Genomic DNA, 26,187 nt, shown 5'->3' with positions numbered 1-26,187 from the left:
GTCCGGGTGCGGTGTCGAGGTGGGCTCAGTCGAGCGCGAGATCGCGGCGCAGCTTGGCGACATGCCCGGTCGCGCGGACGTTGTACTGGGCCAGGGCGATCGTGCCCTGCTCGTCGACGAGGAAGGTCGAGCGGATCACGCCGGTGACGACCTTGCCGTAGAGCTTCTTCTCGCCGAACGCACCCCACTGCGTCAGCACCGTCTTCTCCGGGTCGCTGAGCAAGGGGAAGTCGAGCCCTTCGGCGTCGGCGAACTTCGCGAGCTTCGCCGGCTCGTCCTGTGAGATTCCGATCACATCGATGCCGGATTCTGCGAGGTCGGCGAGGTTGTCGCGGAAGTCACAAGCCTGCTTGGTGCATCCGGGCGTCGACGCCGCGGGATAGAAGTAGACGATCACCTTTCGGCCTGCGTAGTCGGCCAGCGACACCGGCTTGCCCTGCGCGTCGGGGAGGGTGAAGGCCGGCGCCGGGTCTCCGACGGCGAGGCGTTGCGTGTCTGACATGACGCTCAGGCTAGTCGATGATGTCCGATGTCCGACCGACGATGTGCAGTGGCGCCGACGGTCATGGCGTAGCCTTGTGTGGCCGCTCGCACCGCATCCGCTCCGCGCCGGGAACTTTCCCTCGCGCGGACGTGTTGCGTCGGGGGAGAAGTGTGGTCCGCCGGGCCACATGAGCTGAACTTTCTTGACCATTCCTGGGAGGACCACGTGGCCGGGGATACCGACCGTATCGAGCAGGACATCGCGAAAGCCCGCGAGGACCTGGCCCACACACTCGACGCGCTGGCCGAGCGGGCCAACCCGCAGCGCCTGGCCGGCGACGCCAAGAGCGCAGCACTGGCGTTCCTGAACACGCCCGCCGTCAAGTACACGCTTGCCGGCGTGGGCTCTGTCGTCGTCGTTCTTGTCATCCGCAAGGTCCTACGGTGACCCGTGCGCGGGGCTCATACGCCCGAAACGCGCTCCTCGTACTCACCGCCGGCGCCGTCGCGACCGTTTTGCCCGGTTGCACGGCGTCGTCTTCGTATCCCGATGCCACCGGGAACGCGCCTGCGTTGAGTTCGTTGGGGCAGCCGAGTATCTCCGTCACCGGGTGGGCCGACCGTCCCCTCAAGGACAACGCGGTGGGCGTGATGCCTGGCGCACCACTGACCGTGACCGCCCGCGACGGCAATCTGCGATCGGTCGTCGTCACCGGATCGGACGGGCCGGTGCCCGGTACCGTCTCCGCCGACGGCTCCACCTGGACCGCCAAGGGGCCATTGGACTTCGACGACCAGTACACGCTGACCGCCGCGGCGCAGGGCGTCGACGGCGCGGGTGCGAAGAAGCTGACGTTCAGTACCGCCTCCGCCGAATCGACCGCCACCGCATCGACGGTGACCGCCGAGAACGAGACCGTGGGCATCGGTCAGCCGGTGATGATCAATTTCGATCAGCCGGTCACCAACAAGCTCAACGCGCAGCGGGCCATCCAGGTCACCACCAACCCGCCGGTGGAGGGTGCGTTCTACTGGGTCAACGACTCGATGGTGCGTTGGCGTCCCGAGCATTTCTGGGCGCCCGGAACCAAGGTCAACGTCAAGGTCAACACCAAGGGCATCGACCTCGGTGGCGGCGTCTACGGCGACAACAACCTCACCACCGACTTCACCGTCGGTCGTGCGCTCGTCGCGTCCGCAGATGACAAGACGCACATGATCACCGTGTCCATCAACGGCAAGGTCGTGCGGACGATGCCGACCTCGATGGGCAAGGATTCGAGTCCCACCAACAACGGCATCTACATCGTGGCCGAACGGGATCCGAGCGTCATCATGGACTCCTCGACCTACGGTGTGCCGGTCAGCTCGCCGGGCGGCTACCGCGAGACCGTCTACGACGCGACGCGAATCTCGTTCAGCGGCATCTACATTCACTCGGCTCCGTGGTCGCTCGGCGATCAGGGCGTCGACGACGTGAGCAACGGCTGCCTCAATGTCAGCCCCGCCAATGCCGAGTGGTTCCTCAACACGGCCCTGCGCGGCGACATCGTGACGGTGAAGAACGCTGTGGGACCGATCCTTCCGGGTGACGACGGCCTCGGTGACTGGAACGTCCCGTGGTCGGTGTGGAAGAAGGGCAACGCCACCGACGGATGATGCGACCACCGAGCGGGAACCGCTTCTGACCAGCCGATTTCATGGATCGGGTACCGGTCATGTAATGTTTCCTCTCGGTTCGCCAAGCGCCATTAGCTCAATTGGCAGAGCAGCTGACTCTTAATCAGCGGGTTCGGGGTTCGAGTCCCTGATGGCGCACAGAGAAGCCCCCTTCACCAGCACGAACGGTGAAGGGGGCTTCTTCGTGTTGCGGGGCACCCACGGTTTACCCACGGTTTTCACACCGAGCGGATGGGGGCGAGCGCGTCGAGAGCCGACGTGACATCGGGAGCCGCAGAACGACGCTGACGGTAATGGCGCTCCAGCACCTCACGGGTGTTGCCGAGCTGTTCGGCGGCCACGTCCGGGCCGTACTCGTCGGCGACGATCGTCCCCACCGTCCGGCGCAACGAATGCGGGGTGACCCACTCGAACATGTCGGCTGGACCATCAGGCTGGCCGTCGACGATCACCACATGCTTGCGCGCCTCACGCAGCTGTCGCCGGACGTTCGCCGCCGACCGCACCGTCCCGGCCCGAGATGGAAAGATGAAGTCCCCGGGAAGATCACGGGCTCGCTGACGCCGCAGTGCTGCCATCACGAACGTCGGCAGCGTAAGGATCAGATCGTTCGCACCCCCCTTGCTCCGGTGCAGGGTCAGTGTTGGTGGCTCGCCCCAGTCGACGTCAGCCCACCGAGCAGGTAACGCCTCGTTGATCCGGCCACCAGTCCCCAGCCAGAACTCGAACAGCTCCGGCAGGTCCAGAGCCCGCGGTGGACCGTGACCGATGTTGCCTCCCGCGTAGGAGCCGATTCGTCGGCGCAGGATCGCCAGCTCGTCGACGGTCAGGGCACGCGGTTTCTTGCGCTCACGCTTGACCGTGGAGGTGTCGCGGACCGGATTGCGCTCGATCGCGTCATGCTGGGCGGCCAGCGCCATCATCCCCGACAGGATGATGCGACACCGCTGCGCCACCGCGGTCTGGCCCTTGGACTCGATGAAGCGTTCGGCACCGCCGACGGTCAGCTCGCCGACTCGCACATCACCCACGGCGGGCGTGATGTGTACACGGATCGTCTGCTCGTAGAGCTCCAACGTGGATGGTGCGAGGTTCTGTTTCCGCTTCTGACCCAGCCACGCCTGCGACAGGGTGGCCAGAGTGGTACTGGCGACGATGTCGGCGGCGGAGGCCTGCACCCGCCCGCGGGTAGACAGCGCCTCCACGAGCGCCCGTTCAGCCTTCGCCCCGGTGGGTCCGAAGCGCTCCACCACCCGCGTCTTGCCGTCGTAGTCCCGGTACTGTGCCCGGGCCCGGTGGCGTCCGGGAGCTACCTCGGTGCGGTTGATCCGGCCCCAGGTGCCGAGGGGGAGTGGTGGGCGTGGCATGTCAGTGTGCCCCGAGCGTCTGCGGGTACTTTGCGGCCATGTCCGGACCGGGCAGCGCGTAGCACGACGAGTGGGGCCCCTGAACCACAATCTCGTGCACGGTAGCCGGGTCTACCTGGTCGAAGTCGACCTCAACGTTCGTCCCGGTGGCGGTGGCGGTCTTGGTGACTTCCGCGCCCGACGTTCGGCGAATCGTGACGGTGTAGTTGTCCCCTTCGGAGGCATCGTATGCCGCGGTCACGGTGACATCAGTGCCGTTGAACGATCCCCAGCCGACCGATCCAGGGCACGCTGAACGGCCCTGATCGTCGACTGGGTCTGCCGGAGCGATCTCCGCGCAGTACGCCTTGGTGGCTGGCGTCTCGCCGTTCTCGGAGTACACGTTCTGGGATGCGACATTCGAACGTGTTCCAGTGCAAACGATCTCAGCGTTGGGATGATCATGAGTGAACTGAATGGAGTCCGGCGACACTACCGGCAGTCCGGCGCAGGGGTCGGACTCGCCGCGGGAATACGCTGTCGAGATGTAGAACCCGTCCTTGCTGCATACCTTGGTGGTGATTCCGGCGGTCGGCACGAAGGTGTCGCGGAACGGCATCGAGGTGGTTGCGTTTGGCGCACTTGTCGTTGTCGATGACGGCGCGCTGGTCGCCGTAGTGGACGACCCACACCCGGCCGTCAGGGCCAGCGCCACCACCATCAAAGCAACATACCTGGCATTCTTCATTTTTCGTATTCCGTTCTGCGCGAGGGTAATTCGCGATTCTAGATCATCCCGACATCTACGGTTGTCCTTCGCGTGGATGATTTGCGTGCGAGATCGCCGAACCACCCCGTCGTGACAACCTCAGTCTCCGCAGCCGGTTCACCAGCACCGGGTTGTAGGCCAGTGCTTCCTCGGTGTCCAGGAGGCGGTTCACGCGCTGCCAGTACCGCGTGACCGAGAGCCCGAACTGGGCCATGATCGCGTCAGCCTGATTGCCGGCGTATCGCCACTGCTGGTCGGCGAAGTCGAGCAGGGTACGGTCCTCGTCGGTCATGATCGTCCCTCCAGTTGCTCGCTGACCCAGCGGCGCTCATCGTCGGTCATCGACCGAACGAAGGCCACCAGCATCGGCACGTCCACCCACAGCTCGGCCGCGGTCTCGCGTGCGTCCCGTGACCACAGCAGCGCGTCGACCAACGCCTCGAGCTGGATGAGCCGGCGCGACGCGATGCGCTCGACGGTTAGTTCCTCGCGAGCGCGCAGCACCCGGTCGCGCGGGAAGACCCTGCGCTCGTCATGCACGAGCTCGTGCGTGAGTGTGCAGCGACGCTGCGCCTGCGGGTCATCAACGCCGATGGTGATCCGGTTGCCGTTGATGCAGCCGCGGTGGTCGTCCTCGAGTTCGACGAACTCGATGTCGAGGTGGGAGCGGCGTCGGGCTTCTCGCCATGGGTGGTACATGTCACGAACCGTAGGGGACGGCTCCGACAGAAAGCTGCTCTGACCAGGAATTACATGGATGTAAGTTGGTGAGAGAAGCCTCTATCGAGAGGGGCATGGAACCTAATCTGGCCCTCGGCTTCTATCACCTTGTCGGCAAGTTCCTCGAACTTGCTGTACCGAGACAGCCCTAGATCCTCGATGCTCCATCGGTGACCGTCAACATTCAGAGGCCCTCCGCCGAATGGAACCGTGATCAGCACGTCGTCGCCACGGTGCTGCGAGAGCACCGCACTGCTTTGGCCGAGTTGGTCTTCGAACAGCGCAATTACGTCGCTACCAGCCACTCCTATGAGGAGGCGCTCTCCTGTAATTAGTACCGGCTGGCGAGCCTTCTCTGAATCATCAAACAGTCCGTTGATTACTGCGCCCTGAAGACGCGAAGCTGCGTCAGCTCTTGCGTCCGAAAGCTCAGCGGGACCGCTCGTCATCCATCGAACTAGGTACTCGGCCCCGTCGGGGGCTTCAATGGCATGTTCCTCGTGCAGGTGAACCCTGGAATCGAACATGTCCGTGATCGGCGCACGAACTGCCTTGAGAATTGAGTTCGTGTCGGCAAGTAGCTCCGGCAGCTCGGTCTGTCCAGCTGCCAGGCCAGGAAGTTGTGGGCTTCGCAACGACCAACCAAATCCTGGATACTCCGTGTAGATCAAGTGCAGTTCGCGGTGTGCGTTGAGGATGGCAGTGAGTCTGTCTGGGTGCGACGCCCAGATTCGACCTTCTGCGGCGGTGAACCCAAGGAATTCATCCAGGCTGATTGGCGGTTCACGCTTGTCGCGATCATGCCAGCGATCGACCCAGTCATCGATGTCGTTCTCGTCGGCGTCACCCGCCAGGCAGGCCGCAATGAATGACCTAAACATTGATGCTCCTCCCTGGCTCTGCAGGCCCAATACGCTCGCCAGTATCGACATCGAACACACCAATGTGCTTGCCCCGACGATTGTAACCCTCTATGTTCCCATGTAGCTGGTCGTAAGTGAAGAGACGACCGTCGGACGCCCGCCACTGCTTGGGGACCCGGTTGGGCAGCACCTCAAGGGAGTCAAGAAAATCTGGACTACTCCTTGCGATGTACTGGCCGCCGATCTGCTTCCCCGACGGTGTGCGATCAGGACGTGCGAGCAGCCATCTAGCCTCGTCTTCGGATAAGCCAACCTCTTCGAGGAGTATCTGGCGGAGGGTCCTCGGTGCAATTCTCATCTTGTTCGGGTAGCTCCAAACGAGATCAGGCATCCCATCGGCAGACAGTTCGAATACACCCTTCGCCGATCGCCGCTTTTGGTATCCAAGCCTGTCGCACAGTAGATTTCGGATGTATACGGCCTTATGTGAGGGCCAGTCGTCGCCCACCTACGAGTCACCCCTCTCCGCCGACTCATCCTGCTCACGCCTGATCCGCCGCGTCTCCGATTCCCCGCCGCCGCGGCGCCAACCGCCGGCGAGGTCGTAGTCATCCGGGATGGTATCGGGGTCAATGCCTGAGGCTTGATCAGCTGGGATCAGGTCGTCAGCCTTGCCGCGGGGGTTACCCGCGTCGTTCTTCTCACCTTTCGCTTCCGTCGAGCTTGGCGTAGGCGTGGGCTCTTGCGAGATGTCATCGGTGACCTCCGTGATAGAGCGGACCAGCGTCACGATCGCGTCGCGCTGCACCTCGTTGAGGCGATCTGCCGTCGATGGCAGACGTGCAGCGAGATCGGATTGCGCGCCCCGCTTGACGTCGAGTCCGATCGAGCGAGCGGCCGCCAACACAACTTCGGCGACATCGACGTCCAGGGCTGCGGCCATGGCGCTGATCGTGGCTGGCTCGGGGAACTCCTTGATACGTACCCCAGTCCCCAACTGCTGCCAGCGTTGGCGCGAGATAGCAGCGTCGACGCGGTTCTCCAGGTCTGCGTAGGAGAAGCCTCGAAGACGCTTGCGTTCGCTGATCAGGCTGCTGAGGGTGGGCACCTCACGAGCGTCATCGCTGGCCTGGGTCATTCGCAATGCCTCGCATATCCATAGCGCCTAGTTCGAACGCAAGTCGCCGAACCACTTGCCTGCCTACCAATTGACAGCCGCCATTCTGCCGCAAAGCCCCAGGCGGCCAAAACACATCGCTGTAAGTCGCTTGACACGCGCCTAGTGCTAGGCAGATACTTGCCAAGTATCAGTTGACAAATAGGCGCCTAACAAGCAGGATGGAGGACAGCCGAAATGGCTACCCGATTCAAGCGACGACCGAAGGGAACGTGGATGAAACTCCGCAGCCCCCAGTTGCTTCAGGCATTCATCGGCCCAGAGCCGGACAAGAAGATGAGTGCACGCCAGCTGGCTCGCTCGGTCGAAGTTCATCCCAGCTTCATCAACCACCTGACGTCAGGTCGATCGGCGAGTTGCACGCCGAAAGTTGCGGACCGCATTGCCGGAGCGCTCGGCGTCCCGACGGAGGTGCTTTTTGAGGCGCGGGTGTCAACTACTGAGCAGCACAACAGCAAGCCGAACGCAGCGGCCTGAAACGAAAAACGGCCACCTCGGTGCGTCAACACCGGGTGACCCTGAACGAGAGAAGAGTTCTCGTGCAAGACAACAATACGACACAGGTCGTGCCCTTCAACTACAACGACATCGCGGTTCGGACGGTCGTCATCGACGGCGAACCCTGGTTTGTCCTTGGTGACCTCTGCAAGGTGCTCGGACTCGGAACGCCCGCGCGCGTCCGGGAACGCCTGGATGAGGGTGTGAGTCAGAGTCACACCCTTCAGACCGCCGGTGGCGCGCAGCAAATGACCGTCGTGTCCGAGCCGGGCATGTACGAGGTCGTCATCCGATCCGACAAGCCGGAGGCCGTGGCCTTCCGTCGATGGATCACCGGCACAGTCCTACCCGAGATCCGCCGGACCGGATCGTTCAACGCGCAGCCCGCCCTCCAGGGCCCCGAACTCCTTGCCGCCGCGGTCCTCGAATCCCAGAAGGTCATCGAGCAGCGCGAGGCGCGCATCTTCCAGCTGGAGCAGAAGATCAACACCGACGCACCGAAGGTCGGCTATATCGACACCTATGTGGCCGACGAGGATCTGCTGTCGTTCTCCACTGTCGCGTCGACGAACAACGTCACCGAGAAGGCATTGCGGGAACTGCTGACCGAGAAGGACTGGATCTACGTTCAGTCGGACTCGCGGTGGTCCAACACCCACGGCAAGAAGATCGAGCGGAACCGATACTCCGAGAAGGCCTCCAAGAAGCGGTACTTCCGTCGCGTCGAGGTGCATGAGGCTCATCGGTTCCGTGGGTCCGAGGTGATGCACACCCTCAAGATCACGCCCGCTGGCGCGGAGGCCATCTCACGGCTGGTTGCGAAGGAGGCGGCGGCATGAGCATCGACCCCATCCGCCCCGGCATCGTCCCCGCTCTCCTCGGAGCCACCGCAGATCGCGAGAGCTTCCCAAAGCAGGAGCATGTCGACGGATTGCGCTACTTGCTCGACCTGATAAGCAACTTCTCCAGTAACGATCAGCGCGCTCGATATCTACTGTCCTCCAACTGGATGCGCGAAAACGGCGCTGAGGCTGCGGACTTGAACGCGGCCAGCTTGGCTGAGCTACTGCGGGGGGCATTCACCGACCACTCCACCCCGACTTCGTGCCGGTGTGGGGAGCGCGGACCAGACGCCACTGGTGATCGCGCGGCCCTCGACGCCGGTGATGGCGTCGAGGGCACCAAACCTCCGGAGGGGCAATGCTGACCCGGGCCGATCTCGACGCCCTCGGGGTCACCACCGACGTGGCCACGGCCGCAAAGGCTCTCGGCATCTCAGCCAGCGCCGCATACAAGGCCATCAACGATGGGAACTTCCCCGTCCGGGTCATCCCCATCGGGGGCCGATACACCATCCCCACCGCTGACCTTCGCCGCGAGGTCCTGGGGGAGGTCACGCCGCCAGCGGATATCACCGACCGCCTCGACCGCATCCTGTCCACCCTCGACGCCATCGTGCAGATCCTCAAAGTCCAGTCCATCAACAGCATTGCCGCATAGGAGATCCCATGGTTACCACTTTCGAGGCCACGATGCTGGCGATCGGCGGGATTGCATCCGCCATCGCCATCATCGCCGACCTCATCCGCGCGTCCATGTCCAGACGATGGGAGCCGATCGAGGTCGACCGAGGTCGCATCAACGGGCAATCCTCTCGTCGCAGCGTGCAGTCGCAGAATCCCTTCGGGCGCAGGAGGTCCGGCGATGAGGACCGATAGGGCCGATCAGGGTGATTGCGTTCACAACCACGGGGCGCTCCGTGTCGTCACGAGTTTCCCCGAGCCAACCAATCTCACCGAGCAGCGCAACGCTGACGAGGCGCGAGGTAGGGCGCTGCGGAATCTCGAAGATGCCTGCGACAAGGCCGGTCTCGACTTCACTGTGAGTCGATTCGCCGGCACCTTCTCTTACGAGACCCGCGAGCCGTTCTGGGTGGTCGTGAAGAAGTGGATGAAGACGGAGCCGATGATCACCGTCCACGAGTCCACCCTCGTTGAGGCCCTGGACCTCGCTCGTGATCGCCTGAACCGCGAGGAGTGGGACCAGTGAGCGACAGAACCATGCGGAGCCTGCTCGAGGTTCACCGCGAAGAGATCGGCTTGCGCGATCGCGACATCGAAACCCTAGAGAGGGTGAAGGAGTCCTTCGAGCAGAGTCTCGCGGTGTCGAAGAACGAATGCGCCGAAGTGCGTAGGCAACTCGTTCAGGCCAATCAGCGCGCGGACGAGCGGCGGGACAAGATCGCCAAGCTCGAAGGCGTCGTCGAGTCGCTCAAGATCGAGTTGCAGAACGAGCGTGCCGCCCATACATCCACGAAGAAGCGGACCGCACGGAAGGTGGCTTCGTCATGAGCATCGACCTCGCACAGATCCCCGACGAGTCGGTCCGCCACGAGTGGGCACACTTCCGCGGATTCGGTTGGGATGACGAAAGAATCGCCACTCGTCTCGGGTACTCCGAGGACACTCCGAAGCAGTGGGCGCTCCGGGCGCCGAAGGTGACCCGAGGGACGCGACAGCATCGCGAGGCGCGCAGAGGGGAGATCCGGCGGCTCACCGCCGAGGGGTGGACGGCAGCCGAGATCGCCTCAGCCCTGGGGTGCTCCATCGACACCGTGCACAAGGACCGCCGGCGTATGGGTCTGCTGCTCATCGGTGACCAGTCCGCCGAGTGTCCTGTGTGCCGCCAAAAGGTCCAGTCCACAGCGGTATACGCCCAGCATCGCGATGTCGATGGGAACGACTGCCCGATGTCGGGGCAGGCATTGGGGCAGGTCGCGTCATGACCGAGCTCGACGGCCTCGAGTGCGTCGACTGCGGTCGCCAGATGTCCGGTCTACCGATCCGGATCACAGACGTCTGTGCCGAGACTGTCGCAAACACAACGACTCCGATACGGACGTCGAGAAGGAGTAGAAGTGCAGGACCCGAAAGACGAAGCCGAACAAGACTTCGCCGCCGTGCTGATGCAGCACTCCGGAGGCAGAGCCCACACCGAGGTGTCGAAGAAGCTCGCCGAACTGATCGCCGCGGTCCGCGAGACGGGCAAGAAGGGATCGGTTTCGGTGACGCTCACCGTCTCCCGCGACAAGGAGATGAGCCGCGTGGTCAAGATCGACGACTCGATCAAGGCCAACATCCCGAAGGAAACCCGACGCTCGCTGTGGTTCCCGGACGACAACAACCGACTGCACCGCAACGATCCCACCCAAGATTCCCTCTTCGACGAGCCCGCGAAGAAGGTCCAAACCCCCGAAGGGAACTGACAACCGATGAGCGAACTCAAGATGTCCCCGTCTCTGATCGCATCGAACGATGGTGACGTAGACGGTGCGCAGAAGCTCGGAATCATCGCGACCGAAGACATTCCAGGCATCGACCCCGGAGTGTTCGTGCTCGCCGCAACCACTCGCGAGCATGGCCTCCAGGTGGAGACCGTCGACCTCAGGGAGTTCATCCCCGGCGTCACCGCGTCGGCAGATTCCGGCACTCGCCTGGTGACCGACGTCCCGTCGTTCCTCGCCGAGCTGGATCGTAATCCACTCTCCGCGACTGGCAACGTGGGCTCCGGATCGTTGTGGGGCGACGAGACCAAGGGCCGCGTCGAGGCCATCTACAACGACCACGTCGAGGACGAGGCAGGGCTCCGCGACAGCCGACTCCGCCTCGAACTCCGTCCGGATGAGGACTGGGTGGCGTGGCATCGGCTGTCCGGAAAGTACATGCCGCAGGAGGAATTCGGCGACACGGTCGAGGAGCTGCTGCACACGGTCACCGACCCAGCTCAGGCTGAGCTGCTGGAGGTCATCGACTCCATCCGCGCAAGTACGAAGGGATCGTTCGAATCCAGCATCTCCCGCGCCGACGGCGGCCAGTCCGTCGCGTTCAAGGAGGACGTCACCACCACCGCCGGCCGATCTGGTCGGCTTGAGGTGCCGCAGATCGTCACGTTGGCATTGCGCCCGTGGGAGGGGCTCGACCGCTACGAGGTGAAGGCGTGGTTCCGTCTGCGTGTGCAGAACGGACAGCTACTCCTGGCGATCAAGCTCAAGCCGACCCGCAACGTCCTGCGCGGCGCGTGGTCCGATGTCGTGTCGCAGATCGAGAGCCACCTCGATGGCAAACCCGTTCTCGCAACGCGCTTCTGAGGCGCACGCCCATCGAGCCTATGAGGAAGGGCTCGATGGGCGTCGCCCTCGCGCTGAATACACCGACGACGACATCCTCGACTGGGTTGCCGGTGACCACGATCGGTACACGCGCGATCGCGAATGAGCTACGCGCAACGCGCCCTCGGTGGCATGTCCGAGCAAGACCAGTGGGACGCCGACGGCATCCCGCGGTGCGACTACTGCGGCGAGTACGGCCACCTCAACCACAGATGCCCTCACTACAGCTACGCGGATCAACTCGACTACGAGCTCCGCAAGTTGATGCACAGACAAAGACACAGGAGTTCCGAGTGAACCACCGAACAAACCTATCCGCACCCGTCGAGATCGTCGTCGACACCGAGAAGCTGCTGCAGCAGATCGGTTGGCGCGAGGCGTATCAGCTCAGTGACGGCGACTACGCCGAGGACGGCGGCAGCCTCGACCTGAAGAAGGACCTCGCCTCGCAGGTCGCTTTCATCCTCGCGCAACGCATCGAATCAGAGATAAAGGCCCTTGTGCGCCAGTCGATTGAGGACCTGGCGAGGGCCAAGGTACACACCGTCATCGACGACGTGATCGCGGGCGATATCCAGAAGACCAACCGCTACGGCGAGCCGACCGGCGAGAAGACCACACTGCGCGCGATGATCGTCGATCAGGTGAAGGCCGAACTCGCCCGCAAGGTCAACAGCCGTGGAGAGAACGTCACATACGGTGACAACACCACCCCCTACGTCGAGTACTTCGCCTGCAAAGCCGCGAAGGATGCCATCGCCAAGGAACTCCGCGCGACCGTCGATGAGGCGGTCTCGGACGTGAAATCTGTGGTTCGCGATACAGTCTCGGCCGAGCTTGCCGAGCGCATCGTGAAGGCGGTGCGGTGATGAGGACGAAAGACCTTGCCTTCCTGGCACTGCGAAGAAGAGCACTGATCGACGCCGCTGACGCCGTGGTGAAGGAAGACCGCAAGGCCCTCGCCGAAGCCATCGCCGTCGGGGAGCGCATCGGCGACCCTGATGTCGGTTACGCCGCCATGACCAACCCTGCCGATGTCGTGGTCGTGGTGGACCAGGACGAGCTCGACCACTTCCTCACCCTCGAAGGCAGGGTCGTCACCCGCACCCGTGTCACCGATGAGGCTGAGGCGATCAAGGTGCTGCGAGAGCACGCGCCACACCTGCTGGCCGACGACACCGGCATTCCCGAGTACGAGCACACCGCAGCGAAGGGGAGAGCCAAGGCCGGCGAGAACATACCCGGTATCGCAGTGCGCAAGGGCAACTCGTCTCTGCGGCTCACGCCATCCAAGGCGGTCAAGGAGTGGGCGCAGAACGTCGTCACCAACGGTCTCGCAGGGGAGTTGGAGGCACAGTGACCGGCATCGACATCGCCATGGAGCACGCGTTCGCCAGCCTCGTAGAGGAGGCTGGTCCGCTCAGTGACCACGCGATCTCCTGCGTCGCGGCGGTGGCTGCCGCAGGTCAGCGGCAGGGAGCACGAACGGGGCTCGAGGCCGCGGCCGCGCTCGTCGAGCTGCTGGCTGAGCGGCACCGGCGCTTGAAGCCTGCCGCACTGGCACATTCCATCCGATCGATGAAGGACGAGTTGGAGGCCCTGCAGTGAACCCTGGGGACCGCGTCCGCGGAAAGGATGGCCGCACCTACGTGATCCTCAAGGCCACCGAGATGCATTACGGCCTTGTCGATCCCACCCGCCCTCCGATGATCGACGAGAAGAACGGCCAACAGGTCGCGCACATCGCAGTGCGTCACGAAGAGGTCGAGCCGTTGCCAGTGCAGGGGGTGGCGCAATGATCCACTCGCTCACCCTCTGGATACTGCTGTCGATTGTGCTGCCACTGGCGTCGCTGTCGTTCCTCGTTGCCGCGACCAATGCTCCCCAGCGCGCTGGTGGACGCATCACGGTGTTCTCGCTCGTAGCCCTGGTGTGTGCCGTCGGGGCCTGTGTCGCAATCGGTATGGCGGTGGCGTCGTGACAGCCCTCAATACCAGACCGCCGACCGGCGCTGTGCCGTGGCCACTCATCCTCGTTGAAGGCCCAGAGAAATCGGGCAAGAGTTGGTGCGCCGCAGAGCTATCCGCATCCGACAAAGTCGGCCGCACCCTGTGGATCGACGTCGCCGAAGGCGCGGCGGATGAGTACGGAGCGATCCCAGGAGCGCGGTATGAGGTCATCGACCACGACGGGACATGGCTCGACATCCTCGGCCAGGTGAAGGCGGCACGCGACGAGGCCAAGCGAGCACTGGACGCCGGCGAGAAGCCGGTAGTTCTGGTCATCGACTCCATGACCGCCGAGTGGGACATGCTCAAAGAGTGGGTGGACGGGAAAGCCCGCAACCGGAAGTCCAACCGCGCCAAGCTGGAACGCGATCCCGAGGCAGAGATTCAGATCACCACTGACCTTTGGAACCTCGCCACCGCTCGACACCGAGACCTGATGCGGATCCTGATGAGATTCCCGGGCATCGTCGTGATGACCGCCCGCGGTGCGGACCAGGTTGCGATGGAGAACGGCCAGCCCACCAGTCAGAGGGTGTGGAAGGTTGACGGCCAGAAGACCCTCGCGTTCGACGCCTCCGCATGGGTGCGCCTCCAACGAGGGTCTCAGCCGCAGGTAATCGGAGCGAGATCGGTGCACGCCGGAATCCGTCCAGGGGAGGACAAGGCGCGCACCATCCCCGGGTTGACGTTGGAGCGCTTGGTGTTCGACATCCTCAAGTGCGATCCGAAGACGGCCAAGGTCCGTGATTTCGCTTCGGTCCAGGACCGAGTCGCCGACATCCTCGAGGCCATCGCCCAAGCCGAGAACCGGGATGAGCTGACTGCGTTGTGGCGGGAGGCGAAAGACGCCGACGTGCTGGGCCTGGGCATGGAGGGTGGACCCACCATCGACGAGGCTCTGATGTCGCGAGCGTCTGCTATCGAAGCTGCCGCGACGCAGTCCGACCCCGAGGCGGTGCCGAACCATGGCTGACGCCGAGCCCTACACCCCCGTCTCGATCGAGGCCGCGATCAATCACTGCGCCAACAGGATCGCCAAGGGTGTCGGCGTGGTGAACGACCGCTACAAGGCCTACCTCACCGCGGACCGGGACTACGACTACGCGTTCGCGCAGGCGTTTCTGGGCTACGACGGGCCCGCGAATGCCAAGAAGTACGCCGCCGAGATCGCCACCACCGAGTTGCGTAAGGCGCGCGATGTCGCTGACGCCGCGTACCGGTATGCAGCGAAACAGGCTGCGGCTCTCGAGGATGAGTTGCGTGCCCTGCAGTCGGTCAGCAAGTCCATCACCTCGACCTACTCGGCGGCGGGAGTGGGGGAGCGATGAGCTGGCGCGACCACGCGGAATGCCGGGGAGCCGACAGGGAACTCTTCTATCCCAACCCCGGGGAGAAGGGCAAAGCCGATCAGGCGCGGGAGATCTGCCGATCCTGCAGGGTCCGACAGGAGTGCCTGGAGTGGGCGTACTCGGTCAATGACCAGTACGGGATCCTCGGTGGTTTCACGGCCGGCCAGCGCAACCACCTGAGGCAGGCGTCATGAGGTACACGGGATTCCCTGCCGCGGTGAAGGACCTCATCCATGCCCGATCCGGTGGTGTGTGTGAGCTGCTGATCCCGATGGTGTGCACCGGCCGCGCCGAGCAGATCCACCACCGTCGCCCGAGAGGCATGGGCGGGACGCGTGCACCAGAGGCGTCTTCCGCATCCAATGGCATCGACGTCTGTGCAGCGTGCCATGCCTACGCCGAGGCGAATCGCGCCGAGGCGTTGGAGAACGGATGGCTTGTGCGCCAATCACATCGGCCCGCAGATCGGGCGGTCCGCTACAGATCTCGCACACGAATGCGATTGACCGTTGACGGCGGATACGCCGTTGACATGGAAGGAGCTGGGGCGTGAAAGACGATCCAGCTGCACTCATCCGGGAGTGCACATCACAGATCAGGACCGTAGTCGATGATCTTCTGACCGATCTCGCAGAGACCGAGAATGCGCGTCAGGGTGTCGTAGACCTCGAACGGTCAACGGCCGCCGACCTCGCGAAGTGCCGCCAGCAACTGGCCCAGGAGGCCGAGCGCGCGGAGTCTTATCGTCTCGACGTCGCAGCGATCCGGGATGCCTTGGATGCGCCCGATGATGCAGACATCAACGAGCTCGTTGATGTCGTCCACGCATTGACCGAGCAGGTGGAGAAGGCGGACCGCCTTCCGGAGCCTGACCACACCAACCCGGCGCATTGGCGGTTCTCGGCCGACGTGATCGCGTCGGCGGATGGGTTTTCGCGCTTCCGGTCGGACGACACATTGGTGGCGGCTCACCTGCGTCGCGAGGCCGACCGTCTCGAAGCCGCCCAGCAGCAGGCCGACGCGGATGAGGAGCTGATCGAGAAGGCGGCGATGACATTGGCCTTCGCTGTCGAGCGGAACAGTTGCGGTGTCACTGAATCCGAGATGTGGAAGGAGTGCCTCGTACCCGAATCACGTGACCGCTACCTCGATCAGGCCAGTGCCCTCCTCGCCGCCAACCTCCTGCGGGACGGCGGTGAGAAGTGAGTGACTACCCCGACGGCTTGACGTTGCGACCGATCGAGCACTGGCCCGGAAAGCTCACGTCGAACCGCGTGTCGTCGCAGTTCTCGGCGCCGTGGCGATCGACGTTGGACCTCCTCGACCGAGAGCTGTGGCACCTCGGGCCAGCTGGGCGCAACGCGCCGGCCGTTCTGGAGATCGCGATGCGCGAACGGGACTTCCGCCGCGACGGGCTGCCGCGCGCGAACTCGCGTCCCGATCACCCCGGCGTGATCCTCGCAGTCGAATCCACAAAAGGGCCGCTGTCATTCCCGTGCGACAAGTTCGTCACGTGGCAGGACAACCTCCGTGCCATCGCGCTCGCTCTCGAGGCGCTGCGCCGGGTCGACCGGTACGGCATTACGCCGAACGACGAGCAGTACACCGGATGGCAGCAGCTCCCCGCGGCCCCCTCGTCGACGGTGTCGGCGGACGAAGCGGAGCGGGTGCTGCGGGAGGTCGCTGACGTCGCCCCCGCAACCGCTTTGTCGGCGGTGTACCAGCGAGCACGATTCGTCACCCACCCCGACCGGGGCGGCGACCGGGTCCAGTGGGACCGCGTTGAGGCTGCCGCCGAGGTGCTGCGCGCAGCGGGGAGGTTGTCATGAGCCTGACGCTTACCGATCTCTTCTGCGGCGCAGGCGGATCGAGCACCGGAGCGATCCAGGTACCGGGTGTCGAGGTGCGGATCGCCTCGAATCACTGGGACTTGGCCGTCGAGACGCACAACACCAACCACCCCGGCGCCGAGCACCTGTGCGCCGACCTGTCGCAGATCGACCCGCGCTACTTCCCGACCACCGACATCCTGTGGGCGTCACCAGAGTGCACGAATCACTCGGTGGCGAAGGGCCGCAAACGCGCAGCCGCACAACCCGATCTGTTCGGCGAGGTGCTTCCCGACGCGGCAGCCGACCGTTCCCGGGCGACCATGTGGGACGTACCTCGGTTCGCCGAGGTCCACCAGTATCAGGCGGTGATCGTCGAGAACGTCGTCGACGCCTGGCATTGGATACCGTTCCGGGCGTGGCTGATGGCGATGGACTCCCTCGGCTACGACCACCACATCGTGATGCTCAATTCGATGCACGCCCACAGCTTCGGTGTCGGCGCCCCGCAGTCGCGAGATCGCATGTACGTGGTGTTCTGGCGCAAGGGCAACCAGCGGCCAGACCTCGGCCGCGTGAACCGACCCAACGCAATCTGCCAGGAGTGCGGGCCGGTCGCGGCGATGCAGAGCTTCAAGAAGCCCGATAGCTCGTGGGGCCGCTACCGAGCGCAGTACTTGTATCGCTGCCCGAACGTGAAGTGCCGCAACCAGATCGTCGATCCTCTGTACCGGCCTGCCGCCGACATCATCGACTGGTCTCTCGAGGGCACCCGAATCGGTGACCGGCCGAAGCCGCTCGCCGAGAAGACAATGGCGCGCATCCAGGCCGGGATCGACCGGTACTGGGGTCCGACGATCCTCGAAGCCGCTGGCAACACCTACGACTCGGCCGACCCCCGCCACCCCGCTCACGGTCGCCCCGACGGGTACATGCGTGCGTGGCCGGTCGACGACCCGCTACGCACTGTCCACACCACTATGTCGAAGGCGATCGCGGTGCCCGTCGAGGGGCGCGACGGAAAGCAGGCCGCGTCGGTCGACCAGCCGCTCCGGACCATGACGACTCGCAACGAGACCGGACTCGCGTTCATCGCCGAGCTCCGCGGTGGCGGGTCGAAGCACCGGCCGGTCAGTGATCCGCTGTGCACCGTCACAGCGTCGGGGAATCACCACGGGCTCGTGTCGGTGATGCGTGGCCAGTCGAAGAACCATCCGACCGACATGCCGCTGTCAACCGTCTCGGCCGGCGGCATCCACCACGCACTGCTGATGCGCAACAACACCGGCGGTGCGGAGATGTCGACACCGGTGACCGAGCCCGCGCGCACGGTCACGACCGGCGGCCATCAGTCACTCCTCGACTCCGACCGGCCGACCGTCGACATCAACGATGTCCGGTTCCGGATGCTCGAACCGCGAGAGATCATCGCCGCGATGGACTTCCCGTCGTCGTACGTCGTCCTCGGCAACCGGCGCGAGCAGGTCCGGATGGCGGGCAACGCTGTCACTCCACCGGCAGCGCGTGATCTCATCGGTGTGGTCGCCGAGAGCCTGGGGGTGGCGTGATGGACCTATCGGGCGACCATCCCTTCAAACTCATCGATAACACGCCCGAGAAAGTACTCGATGAACATCATTCGGTCGCCGAGGGAGTCATTTCTGATATTGGCCGAGATCCCCTCAGTGTGCGCTCTGACGTACCAATCAACAACCTCAAGTTTGCTTTCCGCCGTCACTCCGATCTGCCCAGAGGCGAAATACTCAGCGTCGGCTGCAGAATGGGTCTCGAATACCAGAGGAACGAACTCCCTTGCGGCAGAGGCAACAGGCGGGATAATTGCGGTGTCCGCGTAATAGTGACGGACGATGCGACTAACGTCTTCAGGTCTAAATTCTGGTACGACCGAATGGACCAGACACCCCATTTCCCATGGCACTCGATGGCGGTCCTGCCGGGCGAGATCGTGAAACCACAGAATAGCGTCACCGTCCGGCCCGTACTTCCCCTTGAAAGGCTGCATCGCCCTTACCGCGTCGATCATCGCAGGGCTGAATCCGTGGAGTGGTTTCGCATGCCCCGTGAGCAAGCTTTCGAAACTCTCGTTGTCGCGACACACAGGAAACTGGCGCTGGCCAGGCCGACTTGGCGGATTCTTGCCAGTTTCGTGAATCGCGAGCTGGTAAAAGATGTGGTCCAGTATCCCTCGGACCGCTGCGAGCCACTCACCGAAAACTGTCGACAGCATAGGATCAGCGGTGAAGGTCACGACAACCTCGACCGCATTTCCGTCCAGACGCTGCCGGAGTCTGAGTCGGAGCCCGTAGTCCTTTTCCGAAGCGACGTGGATCGCGATCATCTCCTCGCGATGTTTCGTAGCTCGCTGAAGCCGTCGACGCGCTTCGGCGAATTCTGGTTGCGGCCGGCTGTTCATGGTCCGGGAATCTACCCCGTGCCGAACGGCGGTGAGGCGTGATGCCCACTGCAACCGACGTCCTAGATGCCGTCGCCCGTAAGTACTCTCGGTGCGCGCTGATCCGCGAGGTGTGCGTGACAGATGCCGAGGCCATCGAACGGCTTGATGCGTGGCGACAGGATGAGTGGCTGAGCTCGCCGAGACCCGCGACGCCCACTATGCGCCGCATTGACGGCCTGCTCCTCGACGGCGGCGGTAGGCGCACCGCGATCGAGGTGAAGATCAGCCGCAGCGACTTCGCCCGCGAGTCCGAGGAGAAGCGCCGCCCGTGGCGCAAGATCACCCACCGCTTCGTGTACGCGACTCCGGCTGGACTTCTGCAGCGATACGAGATTCCGGATGGCTGCGGCCTATGGGAGGTCGGCGAGGCAGGGCGTGTGCATGTCTCGGTGCGTGCCCGGATCAATCGCGATCCAGAGCCGATCCCACACCAGGTGCTCGTGGCGCTCGCCTATCGACTCAAGGCGGCGTCCTGATGCCCCGCAACCACCACCCCCTCTGCACCAGATGCCGTGCCCGGCTCGCCGCCTCCGACTGGCGAAAGCGGGTATGCGCGGGGTGCTTATGGGGGAAGACGAAGAAGGAGGGGTAGATGCCCCGGAAGCGAATGTTGTGGCCCGGATACTTCGACTCGGAGCAGCTCGCCACCCTGACTCTGCCGGCGTGCCGGACGTTCGAAGGGTTCTGGGTGTTTGCCGACGACCGCGGACGGATGAAGTACGACCCGGATCAGTTGTGGGCTGATGTGTGGATCAAGCGCCGTCGCATCGACAACATCTCGATCGACGATGTCGCCGACCACCTGGAGGCTCTCGTGACGAACGGTCAACTGTGCCACTACCGCGTCGGCGGTGCCGACTTCCTCCACGTGATCTCGTGGGATGAGCACCAGAAAATCAACCATCCGACGCCGTCGAAGCTGCCGCCGTGCGAGAGACATCAGGGGCAGGAATGGGCGAAGTGGTGGCGTGCTGATGACACCGCAACGGATCGGTGGAGGCAGCTAGAAAAGCGCGCAAAGCAGACCCGGAATGGGGGCGAAGCAGGGCCATTCAGTGAGTCACTACCTGAGTCCTACGTGAGTCGCTCAGGCAGTGACCGTGAAAACTCTGAAAAGCCCTCCCTGCCAGCAGAAATGGGCTACGTGAGTGACTCAGTGAGTGACTCAGTGAGTGAGTGTAGAGCCACTACCTCGCAGTGTAGTTCAGTTCAGTTCAGTTCAGATCAGGCGAGCTCCGGTGGAAACGTCCGCCAATTCACCCGGCCTTCACAGCGCGATCGGAAGGTGATGCCATGACCAACATCCCAGCCGATCTCGCGCGCCTGGATGCGTCTCTCGGTCCCCGTGATGTGCGAGTGCGTATGCGCCGAGTGCCACGGTTCGCGGCCGGCCACCACGGTGGTGGTGATCCACGACTGCGGCAACACCCCGAGCCGCCGAGCGATGCTCGCGTGTGAGCCCTGCGAACGGAACCTCGTCCGCAGGATGGCCCAGCAGATCCACGCCGCGGCACTCCACGGGGAGATGTTCGCGTGCCGTGGTTGCGGGGTGCACTTCCACTCGATTGCCGACTACGTGCTGGAGGTGAGCCCGCTGTGATCCCGATCCAGGCGGCGCTACGCAACGCCGTGGGCTTCGTGGCCACTCTCACGGGTACTGACGAACCCCACGACGCCAGTGAAGCTGTCAGCGGCTCTCAGGCCCCGATTCCACCCACTCCGAAACCCGTCAAACCCCAGCGATCACCTGCCGATACCGCGTGGTGGGAGAACCAGGCTGGTCGCATCGCAGAAAGGCTCCAAACGATGACCCGACCCATTACGATCTACGGCGCATCCGACGACCTGGTCGAGGTCGAAGGCGCAATCTCCGAGGAGTACGACCTCGGACGCCACGGAACCAGACTTCGGCTGACTGCTCCCGACGGACAGTCCCTCGACATCGCCCTCGACTTTGGGAATCCGACCATTGCGGGTCGGCTCGACTGGACCATCTCGGTGGCGGCCGTCGACTGCTACCCGACGTGGCCGATCAGATTCCATGAGCGCCCTGGCTACGAGGGCGATCCCGCGGTCACGATCGATGCTCCGGAGGGTTCCGAGATCCGAGTTGTGGACGGTGCGGAATGAACCACCCACCCTGCTCCGTGGACGACTGCGATCGAGAAGGCATCAAACGAGGCATGTGCGAAGTGCACTACATGCGCTGGTACCGGAAGGCTATGCGCGACGGCACATTCGTGAGAATTCAACGCCGGTCAGACTCCATACCTCCCGACGAGGGTGTTGAAGAGTTCGAGATGCTCATGCAACACACCACCGACATGCTGTTGGCCTGCCGACGGCTGGGTGTGCATCCACGCACCGTGATCCGATGGCATAAGCGTGCCGAAAAGCCGGTGCCACAGGGGCTCTGGCAGGCGGACAAAGTTGCATCGACCCGGGTGGCGTGATGAGCCACAGGGACAACGTTCGCGAAGCCGTGCGCCGCAGCCGGATATGCCGAGAAAACCCTCGCGGTATCCGACGCCGCTCACCCCGGCCCGTGTTGGACGTGCCGACCTTGCATCGCACGGCTCACGTCGGATTCACCACGACCATGAAGCAGTACGGATTGGTCATCAAGGCCGCAGAGGATCGCGGCGCCCAGCAACAGCGGGACGCTCAACGGATCGCACAAACACTGCGCGGGAAGTCATGAAGGCCAAGCACAACGGCCCTTGCGCCAACGACTGTGGTCGATGGATTCACGAGGGCGACGAGATCGAACAGCGAGACAACGGTTGGGCTCACTCCACATGCCCAGACCTCGCAGAGATGATCGGCGAGGCATCCGATGCCTGCCCCGACTGTCACCTGATCCACGCAGGGGAGTGCTGGTGACCACCTACCGGCTCGACCTTCCGTATTCTCGACCGCCGTTGAATCTGAACGATCGCGGCCACCACATGGCCAAGGCGCGGAAGGTGAAGCAGGTGCGAAACACTGTGCACCTGTTGGCGATTGCTGCTCATCTACCCCGCGATTGCGAGCACATCACGGTACAATTGCACTACGCACCGAGAGACGAAAGACGCAGGGACCCTATCAATTTGACGCTGACGCAGAAGGCGTGTGTAGACGGCTTGGCGGCTGGTACGACGGCCCATCCCGGCTATGGCCTCGTGGCTGATGACACTCCCATGTACGTCACCGATCTGATGCCTCGGATTCACCCGAAGACCGGCACCGGAGTGGGGAAGCTGTGGCTGGAGATCGAGGTGGAGATCGGGGTCGACGGATGACCGGATGGAAGCACGGCACCCCATCGGGCGCTCAGATGCACTACCGGATGGGCGAGAAGCCCTGCGAGGCTTGTCGAGCGGCGAAGAACGAGTACAACCGCAAGAAGAATCATCTGCGGCGCCTTGTGCACCGATGCATCTCAATCCCCGAAGGCGTGCTGGTGGACCTGTACCTCAACGCCACCCCCGAGGCGCAGGAGCACCTGGAGGCTGTGATCGACACCTCCACGCTGGACCGCATGGTGGCAGCTCATGACGAGAAGGAGAGCGCATAGTGCAGTGCACGAAGTGCGGTGGACGAGCAACGGTGTACCTGTGCCGTGAGTGCATCCGGGAACTGGACTCCAACCTCGAGCAAATCCCTTGGATCGCTGACCGACTCACCGAGGCGTACGCGAAGCAGAACGCGCTCTCCACACCTCCTGGACCGCGGCGCATCGTGGAAGCCGAGGACGACGAGCAGTCCCCGATCCCCTTCGACGCCTCGGCCGGCGACACCTACGACGAGCTACGTACCGTGCTGATGCGCTGGTGTCGAGACCTCGCCGACCAGATCGGTGTGGAGTGGCTGCCCGTGGATGCCGTGCCACTGGACTTCATCGGTCCACTGCGGCCCATGATCCCGGCCAACAACACCGAGCGGATCCCGGAGATGCCCGGCCAGTTCCGCATCTCTCGCCACTACATCCCTGACATCGCGGATCTGTCCCGGTGGCTCAACGTCCACCGCTTGGATCTCGCCAACTCCGAGGATGCGGCGTTCGCGGCCCACGAGATCGACCGTTTGTGCCGCAAGGCGTTCCGGGTGCTCAATCCGCCGAAGCGGGTCTACTGCGGCCCGTGCCCCACGGTGGTGGGCAAGGATGCCCGCAACCGCCCCGTCGAGTGTGCGCAAGGCCTGTGGGCCGACTGGGACGATGACAACGACCATGCAGCAACCCATGTGGAGTGCTGGAAGTGCCGCAAGCGACACAACGTCGACGAGCTGAAGAAGCACATCTACGCCCACGCCGATCACTTCTCGATGACGGTGGAGGAGCTGTTGAGCGTACTCGACAACCTTGGGGAGCCGGTGCCGCAGTCCACGTTGTACCGGTGGATCAAGGAGGGCCGCGTGAGACCGCGCGGATATCAGCGGGACGGACGGATTACCCCCACGCGCCTGAGACGTGGTGACCCGGCGGTGTTCTCGCTCGCTGAGGTACGTGGACTGATGGCACGGGATGAGCAGAGACGTAAGGAGACGGTGTCGTGATCGTCGACATGGATCGCGTACTGCGAGCATCTCACCTTTATGTGAGTGCAGCAGTGGATCGTCAGCATCTGGACAGCGCCGAGGTCGAAGCGATGACTTTGGTGCGCAATTGGATCACCCGGAGCCTGCTGGAGGAGATCCAGGTCTACGGGTTCGATGCGCACGCTCGGGATGTGTCCTTCGCCGAGACGGAAGATTTCGTCCGAACCACGGTGAGGGTGACGGCGCAGTGGTGGCCCACCACCGATGAGGTGATACTCCACGGTGGACCAAAGGACGGCGAGCGCTTGGCGGTACCGGAGCATATCCGGCGCACAAGACTCGTGGTCTGCCTATCAGGGCCATCGGGATTCGACGCCATGAACGAAGTAGTTCCTCTGTCGCACTGTGACTATGCGCTCTTCGGATGGGATGACGTTAACCAATGTTGGGTGATGAGTGTGAAAGGAGTGGTCGGATGACTTGGTTGTACTCAAAATGGTCACCGTGGGCAATTCTCGCGTCTGGTGCACTGTTGCTGCTCGCGGGCTTTCCAAACGGGGGGTGCGTGGCTTTGCTTGCTGCCGTGTGCATCTCGATCACTCGCGCGACGTACCTGTGAGTGATCGATGACCTGGATTCAGAAGACGCCCCAGGCACCGGACTTCGCTCCGGAGCACACGTGCTCGCTACCCGAGAGGCCGGTGCTCATCAATCCGCCGCCGGCCTCGATGTGTGCAGCTGGCGTCTCGCGCGCCCCGGTCAGGGTTGGGGATCAGCCCGACGGCGCTGTGGGTGATGTGTGGATGTGCGATGACTGCCTCACCGTGTGGGTGGTGAAGATGCACTGGCGCCACACCTCGGGGAATGGTGCTCGCGCTCACTACCGCCGGTGGGATCGCGCTGGATGGTGGAAGTCGCGACGGGCACGTCGCGCAGCGGGGTGGGTGTGATGGCCGAGTTCAAGGTCGGTGACCGGGTGAGGTTAGTTGATCAACTCGAAGACGGTCGATATGTAGCTGGACGCATTGTGGAGCCTTCCATTTCACTCAGCAAAGGCTGGTATGAGGTGGCGATAACCCACAGTGACCCAAGCCCGCATCTTGCCGACTTGGTTGGCCCCGGCCCACTTCCGCAGCTAGCCCACGCGCTGGACCTGGAGCACATCGACTAATTGCGCGCGCTCTTCTTCCGTGGTGCCTTCTTCTGTGCCGTGGCCTTCTTCTGAGGCATCGCCCGCGTTCCCAATGCCGCCCGTGCTAGGCGGAGGTCAACATACTCGCCAACAGCGCGGCGGATGACTTCGGCCGGCGCGACGCCCTCGGCCGCCGCCACTACCTCCAGTTGTGCCCGGAGTTCCTGCGGTAGCCGCACTGATGTGGTGGGCGTCTTCCCTCGTGCGGGGGCGGTCTTCGGCGGCCGACCGGTGCGCAGGATCGCGTGGTTTACTTCGATCTCGCCAACGATCTCGTCGGCAGTGGGCGGGTTGGCCTCGAAGTCTGCGGCCATCTCCGCATACTCGTCATCGGTGAATCGTCGTGCCATCTTCTCTCTCACTTCCGTTGTGGCGCATAGGTGATATCGCCGAGGAGTTCGGCGATCCCGAGGTTGTTCACGAGGCTGCGGCGCAGCATCATCGCGTGGAACACCACAGCCTCGTCTTCGTCGGCCATGTCGGCCAGGACCTCGATGTAGGGCGCATTGGCGGCCGCTGGTCCGATGTGCAGGAACAGCACCGCGCCCTCACGCTTCGCCGGGAGGGAGATCCGGAGGGCGAAGTACGCGAGGACAGTGCGGATCTCGTCGCCGGTGATCCCGTGCTGACGGGCGCTTGGGGTGATGGCGATCCGCATGAGGTAAGTGTACTGCAATTACCCACGATAGTGCAACACACTTTCTCGGAGCCGGGCAAATAAGACTTGGACGTTTTCACCTGTCGGGCGTTACAGTCGAAGACGAGAACGGGCCGGAGTCGATCGGTTACCACTTCTAATGGGCGGGTTGCGGGTTCGAGTCCCGTCATCCCTTGGGATGTAGCTCAATTGGCAGAGCAGCTAAACCCGGTCGGCGCAACATGCCCGTTCTCGCAGAACTTCACAGCAGCAGAGGGCGGGCCGGATTCCGGTCGGTTATCACTTGGGATGTTAATCCCGATCAGAGCTCACACGTCCGCCCTCCTATGCTCTGATGGTCGCGGGCCGGATTCCAGTCGGTTATCGAATTGGCACTGCGGGTTCGAGTCCCGTCACTACGCCTCTTGGGGCGCGGTGTAAATCCGGCAGGATACACACATGCCCGCGAC

45 protein-coding genes and 1 tRNA gene are annotated in these 26,187 nt (G+C 63.6%); 35 read left to right on the top strand and 11 right to left on the bottom strand.

Going from position 1 to position 26,187, the window contains the following annotated elements; all coding sequences use genetic code 11:
- Window positions 1-25 precede the first annotated feature (25 nt).
- Window positions 26-502: a thioredoxin-dependent thiol peroxidase gene (bcp, locus tag QNM97_RS14075; RefSeq protein WP_283819075.1), complete on the bottom strand. Its 477-nt coding sequence runs from the start codon at window positions 500-502 to the stop codon at window positions 26-28.
- Between the two features lie 207 nt (window positions 503-709).
- On the opposite strand from bcp, the gene QNM97_RS14070 reads away from it, so the two are divergent.
- The 3 genes from QNM97_RS14070 to QNM97_RS14060 all read left to right on the top strand — a co-directional run bounded on the left by QNM97_RS14070 (window position 710) and on the right by QNM97_RS14060 (window position 2,301).
- On the top strand, window positions 710-931 hold the full coding sequence (locus QNM97_RS14070) for a DUF3618 domain-containing protein (RefSeq protein WP_208795865.1): 222 nt from the start codon (window positions 710-712) through the stop codon (window positions 929-931).
- Complete coding sequence (locus QNM97_RS14065; RefSeq protein WP_283819074.1) at window positions 928-2,142, top strand: L,D-transpeptidase; 1,215 nt, start codon at window positions 928-930, stop codon at window positions 2,140-2,142. Before QNM97_RS14070 ends, QNM97_RS14065 begins: the two co-directional genes overlap by 4 nt.
- An 86-nt stretch (window positions 2,143-2,228) precedes the next feature.
- Window positions 2,229-2,301 (top strand) — tRNA-Lys (locus QNM97_RS14060).
- Window positions 2,302-2,381: 80 nt separating this feature from the next.
- Here the strand turns inward: QNM97_RS14060 and QNM97_RS14055 are convergent.
- From QNM97_RS14055 to QNM97_RS14025, 7 genes are read right to left on the bottom strand one after another with little or no spacing between them, the layout of a single operon-like run.
- Window positions 2,382-3,530, bottom strand: coding sequence for a site-specific integrase (locus QNM97_RS14055; protein WP_283819073.1), 1,149 nt, complete (start codon window positions 3,528-3,530; stop codon window positions 2,382-2,384).
- A 1-nt stretch (window position 3,531) separates the two neighbouring features.
- The gene (locus QNM97_RS14050; protein WP_283819072.1) at window positions 3,532-4,257 is read right to left on the bottom strand and encodes a hypothetical protein; all 726 of its coding nucleotides are present in this window, start codon (window positions 4,255-4,257) and stop codon (window positions 3,532-3,534) included.
- 55 nt (window positions 4,258-4,312) lie between these two features.
- Window positions 4,313-4,570: a DUF3263 domain-containing protein gene (locus tag QNM97_RS14045; protein ID WP_283819071.1), complete on the bottom strand. Its 258-nt coding sequence runs from the start codon at window positions 4,568-4,570 to the stop codon at window positions 4,313-4,315.
- On the bottom strand, window positions 4,567-4,977 hold the full coding sequence (locus tag QNM97_RS14040; RefSeq protein WP_283819070.1) for a hypothetical protein: 411 nt from the start codon (window positions 4,975-4,977) through the stop codon (window positions 4,567-4,569). The genes QNM97_RS14045 and QNM97_RS14040 overlap by 4 nt, the downstream gene beginning before the upstream one ends.
- Before the next feature lie 50 nt (window positions 4,978-5,027).
- On the bottom strand, window positions 5,028-5,879 hold the full coding sequence (locus QNM97_RS14035; protein WP_283819069.1) for a hypothetical protein: 852 nt from the start codon (window positions 5,877-5,879) through the stop codon (window positions 5,028-5,030).
- Window positions 5,872-6,369, bottom strand: a complete 498-nt coding sequence (locus QNM97_RS14030) for a colicin E3/pyocin S6 family cytotoxin (protein WP_283819068.1) — start codon at window positions 6,367-6,369, stop codon at window positions 5,872-5,874. The genes QNM97_RS14035 and QNM97_RS14030 overlap by 8 nt, the downstream gene beginning before the upstream one ends.
- On the bottom strand, window positions 6,370-6,999 hold the full coding sequence (locus QNM97_RS14025) for a hypothetical protein (RefSeq protein ID WP_283819067.1): 630 nt from the start codon (window positions 6,997-6,999) through the stop codon (window positions 6,370-6,372).
- A 255-nt stretch (window positions 7,000-7,254) separates the two neighbouring features.
- On the opposite strand from QNM97_RS14025, the gene QNM97_RS14020 reads away from it, so the two are divergent.
- The 21 genes from QNM97_RS14020 to QNM97_RS13925 all read left to right on the top strand — a co-directional run bounded on the left by QNM97_RS14020 (window position 7,255) and on the right by QNM97_RS13925 (window position 18,459).
- Window positions 7,255-7,515, top strand: coding sequence for a helix-turn-helix transcriptional regulator (locus tag QNM97_RS14020; RefSeq protein ID WP_283819066.1), 261 nt, complete (start codon window positions 7,255-7,257; stop codon window positions 7,513-7,515).
- 62 nt (window positions 7,516-7,577) lie between these two features.
- Window positions 7,578-8,375: a BRO family protein gene (locus QNM97_RS14015; RefSeq protein ID WP_283819065.1), complete on the top strand. Its 798-nt coding sequence runs from the start codon at window positions 7,578-7,580 to the stop codon at window positions 8,373-8,375.
- Window positions 8,372-8,743, top strand: coding sequence for a DUF7324 family protein (locus QNM97_RS14010; RefSeq protein ID WP_283819064.1), 372 nt, complete (start codon window positions 8,372-8,374; stop codon window positions 8,741-8,743). The genes QNM97_RS14015 and QNM97_RS14010 overlap by 4 nt, the downstream gene beginning before the upstream one ends.
- Window positions 8,737-9,036 carry a helix-turn-helix domain-containing protein gene (locus QNM97_RS14005; RefSeq protein WP_283819063.1) on the top strand — a complete coding sequence of 100 codons (300 nt, stop codon included), beginning with the start codon at window positions 8,737-8,739 and terminating at the stop codon, window positions 9,034-9,036. Before QNM97_RS14010 ends, QNM97_RS14005 begins: the two co-directional genes overlap by 7 nt.
- A gap of 8 nt (window positions 9,037-9,044) precedes the next feature.
- Complete coding sequence (locus QNM97_RS14000) at window positions 9,045-9,254, top strand: hypothetical protein (protein ID WP_283819062.1); 210 nt, start codon at window positions 9,045-9,047, stop codon at window positions 9,252-9,254.
- Window positions 9,241-9,585: a hypothetical protein gene (locus QNM97_RS13995; protein WP_283819060.1), complete on the top strand. Its 345-nt coding sequence runs from the start codon at window positions 9,241-9,243 to the stop codon at window positions 9,583-9,585. The genes QNM97_RS14000 and QNM97_RS13995 overlap by 14 nt, the downstream gene beginning before the upstream one ends.
- Window positions 9,582-9,887: a hypothetical protein gene (locus tag QNM97_RS13990; RefSeq protein WP_283819059.1), complete on the top strand. Its 306-nt coding sequence runs from the start codon at window positions 9,582-9,584 to the stop codon at window positions 9,885-9,887. The genes QNM97_RS13995 and QNM97_RS13990 overlap by 4 nt, the downstream gene beginning before the upstream one ends.
- Window positions 9,884-10,321 (top strand): helix-turn-helix domain-containing protein, encoded by a 438-nt coding sequence (locus tag QNM97_RS13985; protein WP_283819058.1) that lies wholly within the window; start codon window positions 9,884-9,886, stop codon window positions 10,319-10,321. The genes QNM97_RS13990 and QNM97_RS13985 overlap by 4 nt, the downstream gene beginning before the upstream one ends.
- Before the next feature lie 132 nt (window positions 10,322-10,453).
- Complete coding sequence (locus QNM97_RS13980; RefSeq protein WP_123925536.1) at window positions 10,454-10,801, top strand: YfdP family phage-associated protein; 348 nt, start codon at window positions 10,454-10,456, stop codon at window positions 10,799-10,801.
- A gap of 6 nt (window positions 10,802-10,807) precedes the next feature.
- The gene (locus tag QNM97_RS13975) at window positions 10,808-11,683 is read left to right on the top strand and encodes a DUF2303 family protein (RefSeq protein ID WP_283819057.1); all 876 of its coding nucleotides are present in this window, start codon (window positions 10,808-10,810) and stop codon (window positions 11,681-11,683) included.
- 314 nt (window positions 11,684-11,997) lie between these two features.
- Window positions 11,998-12,573, top strand: a complete 576-nt coding sequence (locus QNM97_RS13970) for a hypothetical protein (protein WP_283819056.1) — start codon at window positions 11,998-12,000, stop codon at window positions 12,571-12,573.
- The gene (locus QNM97_RS13965) at window positions 12,573-13,064 is read left to right on the top strand and encodes a hypothetical protein (RefSeq protein WP_283819055.1); all 492 of its coding nucleotides are present in this window, start codon (window positions 12,573-12,575) and stop codon (window positions 13,062-13,064) included. Before QNM97_RS13970 ends, QNM97_RS13965 begins: the two co-directional genes overlap by 1 nt.
- The gene (locus QNM97_RS13960; RefSeq protein WP_283819054.1) at window positions 13,061-13,312 is read left to right on the top strand and encodes a hypothetical protein; all 252 of its coding nucleotides are present in this window, start codon (window positions 13,061-13,063) and stop codon (window positions 13,310-13,312) included. Before QNM97_RS13965 ends, QNM97_RS13960 begins: the two co-directional genes overlap by 4 nt.
- Window positions 13,309-13,503, top strand: a complete 195-nt coding sequence (locus tag QNM97_RS13955; RefSeq protein ID WP_283819053.1) for a hypothetical protein — start codon at window positions 13,309-13,311, stop codon at window positions 13,501-13,503. The genes QNM97_RS13960 and QNM97_RS13955 overlap by 4 nt, the downstream gene beginning before the upstream one ends.
- Window positions 13,500-13,685 carry a hypothetical protein gene (locus tag QNM97_RS13950; RefSeq protein WP_283819052.1) on the top strand — a complete coding sequence of 62 codons (186 nt, stop codon included), beginning with the start codon at window positions 13,500-13,502 and terminating at the stop codon, window positions 13,683-13,685. The genes QNM97_RS13955 and QNM97_RS13950 overlap by 4 nt, the downstream gene beginning before the upstream one ends.
- Window positions 13,682-14,686 (top strand): AAA family ATPase, encoded by a 1,005-nt coding sequence (locus tag QNM97_RS13945; RefSeq protein ID WP_283819051.1) that lies wholly within the window; start codon window positions 13,682-13,684, stop codon window positions 14,684-14,686. Before QNM97_RS13950 ends, QNM97_RS13945 begins: the two co-directional genes overlap by 4 nt.
- Window positions 14,679-15,041 (top strand): hypothetical protein, encoded by a 363-nt coding sequence (locus tag QNM97_RS13940; RefSeq protein WP_283819050.1) that lies wholly within the window; start codon window positions 14,679-14,681, stop codon window positions 15,039-15,041. The genes QNM97_RS13945 and QNM97_RS13940 overlap by 8 nt, the downstream gene beginning before the upstream one ends.
- The gene (locus QNM97_RS26650) at window positions 15,038-15,256 is read left to right on the top strand and encodes a WhiB family transcriptional regulator (RefSeq protein WP_502874895.1); all 219 of its coding nucleotides are present in this window, start codon (window positions 15,038-15,040) and stop codon (window positions 15,254-15,256) included. Before QNM97_RS13940 ends, QNM97_RS26650 begins: the two co-directional genes overlap by 4 nt.
- A gap of 355 nt (window positions 15,257-15,611) precedes the next feature.
- Window positions 15,612-16,268, top strand: coding sequence for a hypothetical protein (locus QNM97_RS13935; RefSeq protein ID WP_283819049.1), 657 nt, complete (start codon window positions 15,612-15,614; stop codon window positions 16,266-16,268).
- Window positions 16,265-16,891: a molecular chaperone DnaJ gene (locus QNM97_RS13930; RefSeq protein WP_283819048.1), complete on the top strand. Its 627-nt coding sequence runs from the start codon at window positions 16,265-16,267 to the stop codon at window positions 16,889-16,891. Before QNM97_RS13935 ends, QNM97_RS13930 begins: the two co-directional genes overlap by 4 nt.
- Complete coding sequence (locus QNM97_RS13925; protein ID WP_283819047.1) at window positions 16,888-18,459, top strand: DNA cytosine methyltransferase; 1,572 nt, start codon at window positions 16,888-16,890, stop codon at window positions 18,457-18,459. Before QNM97_RS13930 ends, QNM97_RS13925 begins: the two co-directional genes overlap by 4 nt.
- 5 nt (window positions 18,460-18,464) lie before the next feature.
- On the opposite strand, the gene QNM97_RS13920 is transcribed toward QNM97_RS13925, so the two are convergent.
- Entirely contained in the window at window positions 18,465-19,325 is an 861-nt protein-coding gene (locus tag QNM97_RS13920) for a hypothetical protein (RefSeq protein WP_283819046.1), read from the bottom strand.
- Window positions 19,326-19,366: 41 nt separating this feature from the next.
- Here QNM97_RS13920 and QNM97_RS13915 point away from each other — a divergent pair, with 41 nt between their 5' ends.
- The 11 genes from QNM97_RS13915 to QNM97_RS13865 all read left to right on the top strand — a co-directional run bounded on the left by QNM97_RS13915 (window position 19,367) and on the right by QNM97_RS13865 (window position 25,059).
- Complete coding sequence (locus QNM97_RS13915; RefSeq protein ID WP_283819045.1) at window positions 19,367-19,843, top strand: hypothetical protein; 477 nt, start codon at window positions 19,367-19,369, stop codon at window positions 19,841-19,843.
- Window positions 19,844-19,959: 116 nt separating this feature from the next.
- Entirely contained in the window at window positions 19,960-20,664 is a 705-nt protein-coding gene (locus QNM97_RS13910) for a hypothetical protein (RefSeq protein ID WP_283819044.1), read from the top strand.
- Window positions 20,661-20,825 carry a hypothetical protein gene (locus QNM97_RS13905; protein WP_283819043.1) on the top strand — a complete coding sequence of 55 codons (165 nt, stop codon included), beginning with the start codon at window positions 20,661-20,663 and terminating at the stop codon, window positions 20,823-20,825. The genes QNM97_RS13910 and QNM97_RS13905 overlap by 4 nt, the downstream gene beginning before the upstream one ends.
- Window positions 20,826-21,173: 348 nt before the next feature.
- On the top strand, window positions 21,174-21,497 hold the full coding sequence (locus QNM97_RS13900; RefSeq protein ID WP_283819042.1) for a hypothetical protein: 324 nt from the start codon (window positions 21,174-21,176) through the stop codon (window positions 21,495-21,497).
- Between the two features lie 17 nt (window positions 21,498-21,514).
- On the top strand, window positions 21,515-21,820 hold the full coding sequence (locus QNM97_RS13895) for a hypothetical protein (RefSeq protein ID WP_283819041.1): 306 nt from the start codon (window positions 21,515-21,517) through the stop codon (window positions 21,818-21,820).
- Between the two features lie 101 nt (window positions 21,821-21,921).
- A complete protein-coding gene (locus tag QNM97_RS13890) occupies window positions 21,922-22,068 on the top strand; it encodes a hypothetical protein (protein ID WP_283819040.1) in 147 nt (48 codons plus the stop codon).
- Window positions 22,069-22,246: 178 nt separating this feature from the next.
- Window positions 22,247-22,651, top strand: a complete 405-nt coding sequence (locus tag QNM97_RS13885) for a RusA family crossover junction endodeoxyribonuclease (RefSeq protein WP_283819039.1) — start codon at window positions 22,247-22,249, stop codon at window positions 22,649-22,651.
- The gene (locus tag QNM97_RS13880) at window positions 22,648-22,926 is read left to right on the top strand and encodes a hypothetical protein (RefSeq protein ID WP_283819038.1); all 279 of its coding nucleotides are present in this window, start codon (window positions 22,648-22,650) and stop codon (window positions 22,924-22,926) included. Before QNM97_RS13885 ends, QNM97_RS13880 begins: the two co-directional genes overlap by 4 nt.
- Complete coding sequence (locus QNM97_RS13875; RefSeq protein ID WP_283819037.1) at window positions 22,926-23,906, top strand: hypothetical protein; 981 nt, start codon at window positions 22,926-22,928, stop codon at window positions 23,904-23,906. Before QNM97_RS13880 ends, QNM97_RS13875 begins: the two co-directional genes overlap by 1 nt.
- Entirely contained in the window at window positions 23,903-24,367 is a 465-nt protein-coding gene (locus QNM97_RS13870; RefSeq protein WP_283819036.1) for a hypothetical protein, read from the top strand. The genes QNM97_RS13875 and QNM97_RS13870 overlap by 4 nt, the downstream gene beginning before the upstream one ends.
- Window positions 24,368-24,837: 470 nt before the next feature.
- Window positions 24,838-25,059, top strand: coding sequence for a hypothetical protein (locus QNM97_RS13865; protein WP_283819035.1), 222 nt, complete (start codon window positions 24,838-24,840; stop codon window positions 25,057-25,059).
- Here QNM97_RS13865 and QNM97_RS13860 read toward each other — a convergent pair.
- Both QNM97_RS13860 and QNM97_RS13855 read right to left on the bottom strand, forming a co-directional pair.
- Window positions 25,056-25,430 carry a ribbon-helix-helix domain-containing protein gene (locus tag QNM97_RS13860; protein ID WP_283819034.1) on the bottom strand — a complete coding sequence of 125 codons (375 nt, stop codon included), beginning with the start codon at window positions 25,428-25,430 and terminating at the stop codon, window positions 25,056-25,058. The two genes, QNM97_RS13865 and QNM97_RS13860, sit on opposite strands and share 4 nt — an antisense overlap.
- 8 nt (window positions 25,431-25,438) lie before the next feature.
- Entirely contained in the window at window positions 25,439-25,738 is a 300-nt protein-coding gene (locus tag QNM97_RS13855; protein ID WP_283819033.1) for a hypothetical protein, read from the bottom strand.
- Window positions 25,739-26,187: the final 449 nt, after the last annotated feature.

This window comes from Gordonia sp. L191 (genome assembly GCF_030077625.1).
Classification (GTDB): domain Bacteria; phylum Actinomycetota; class Actinomycetes; order Mycobacteriales; family Mycobacteriaceae; genus Gordonia; species Gordonia polyisoprenivorans_A.
This window is presented reverse-complemented; position numbering and strand designations above follow the sequence as displayed.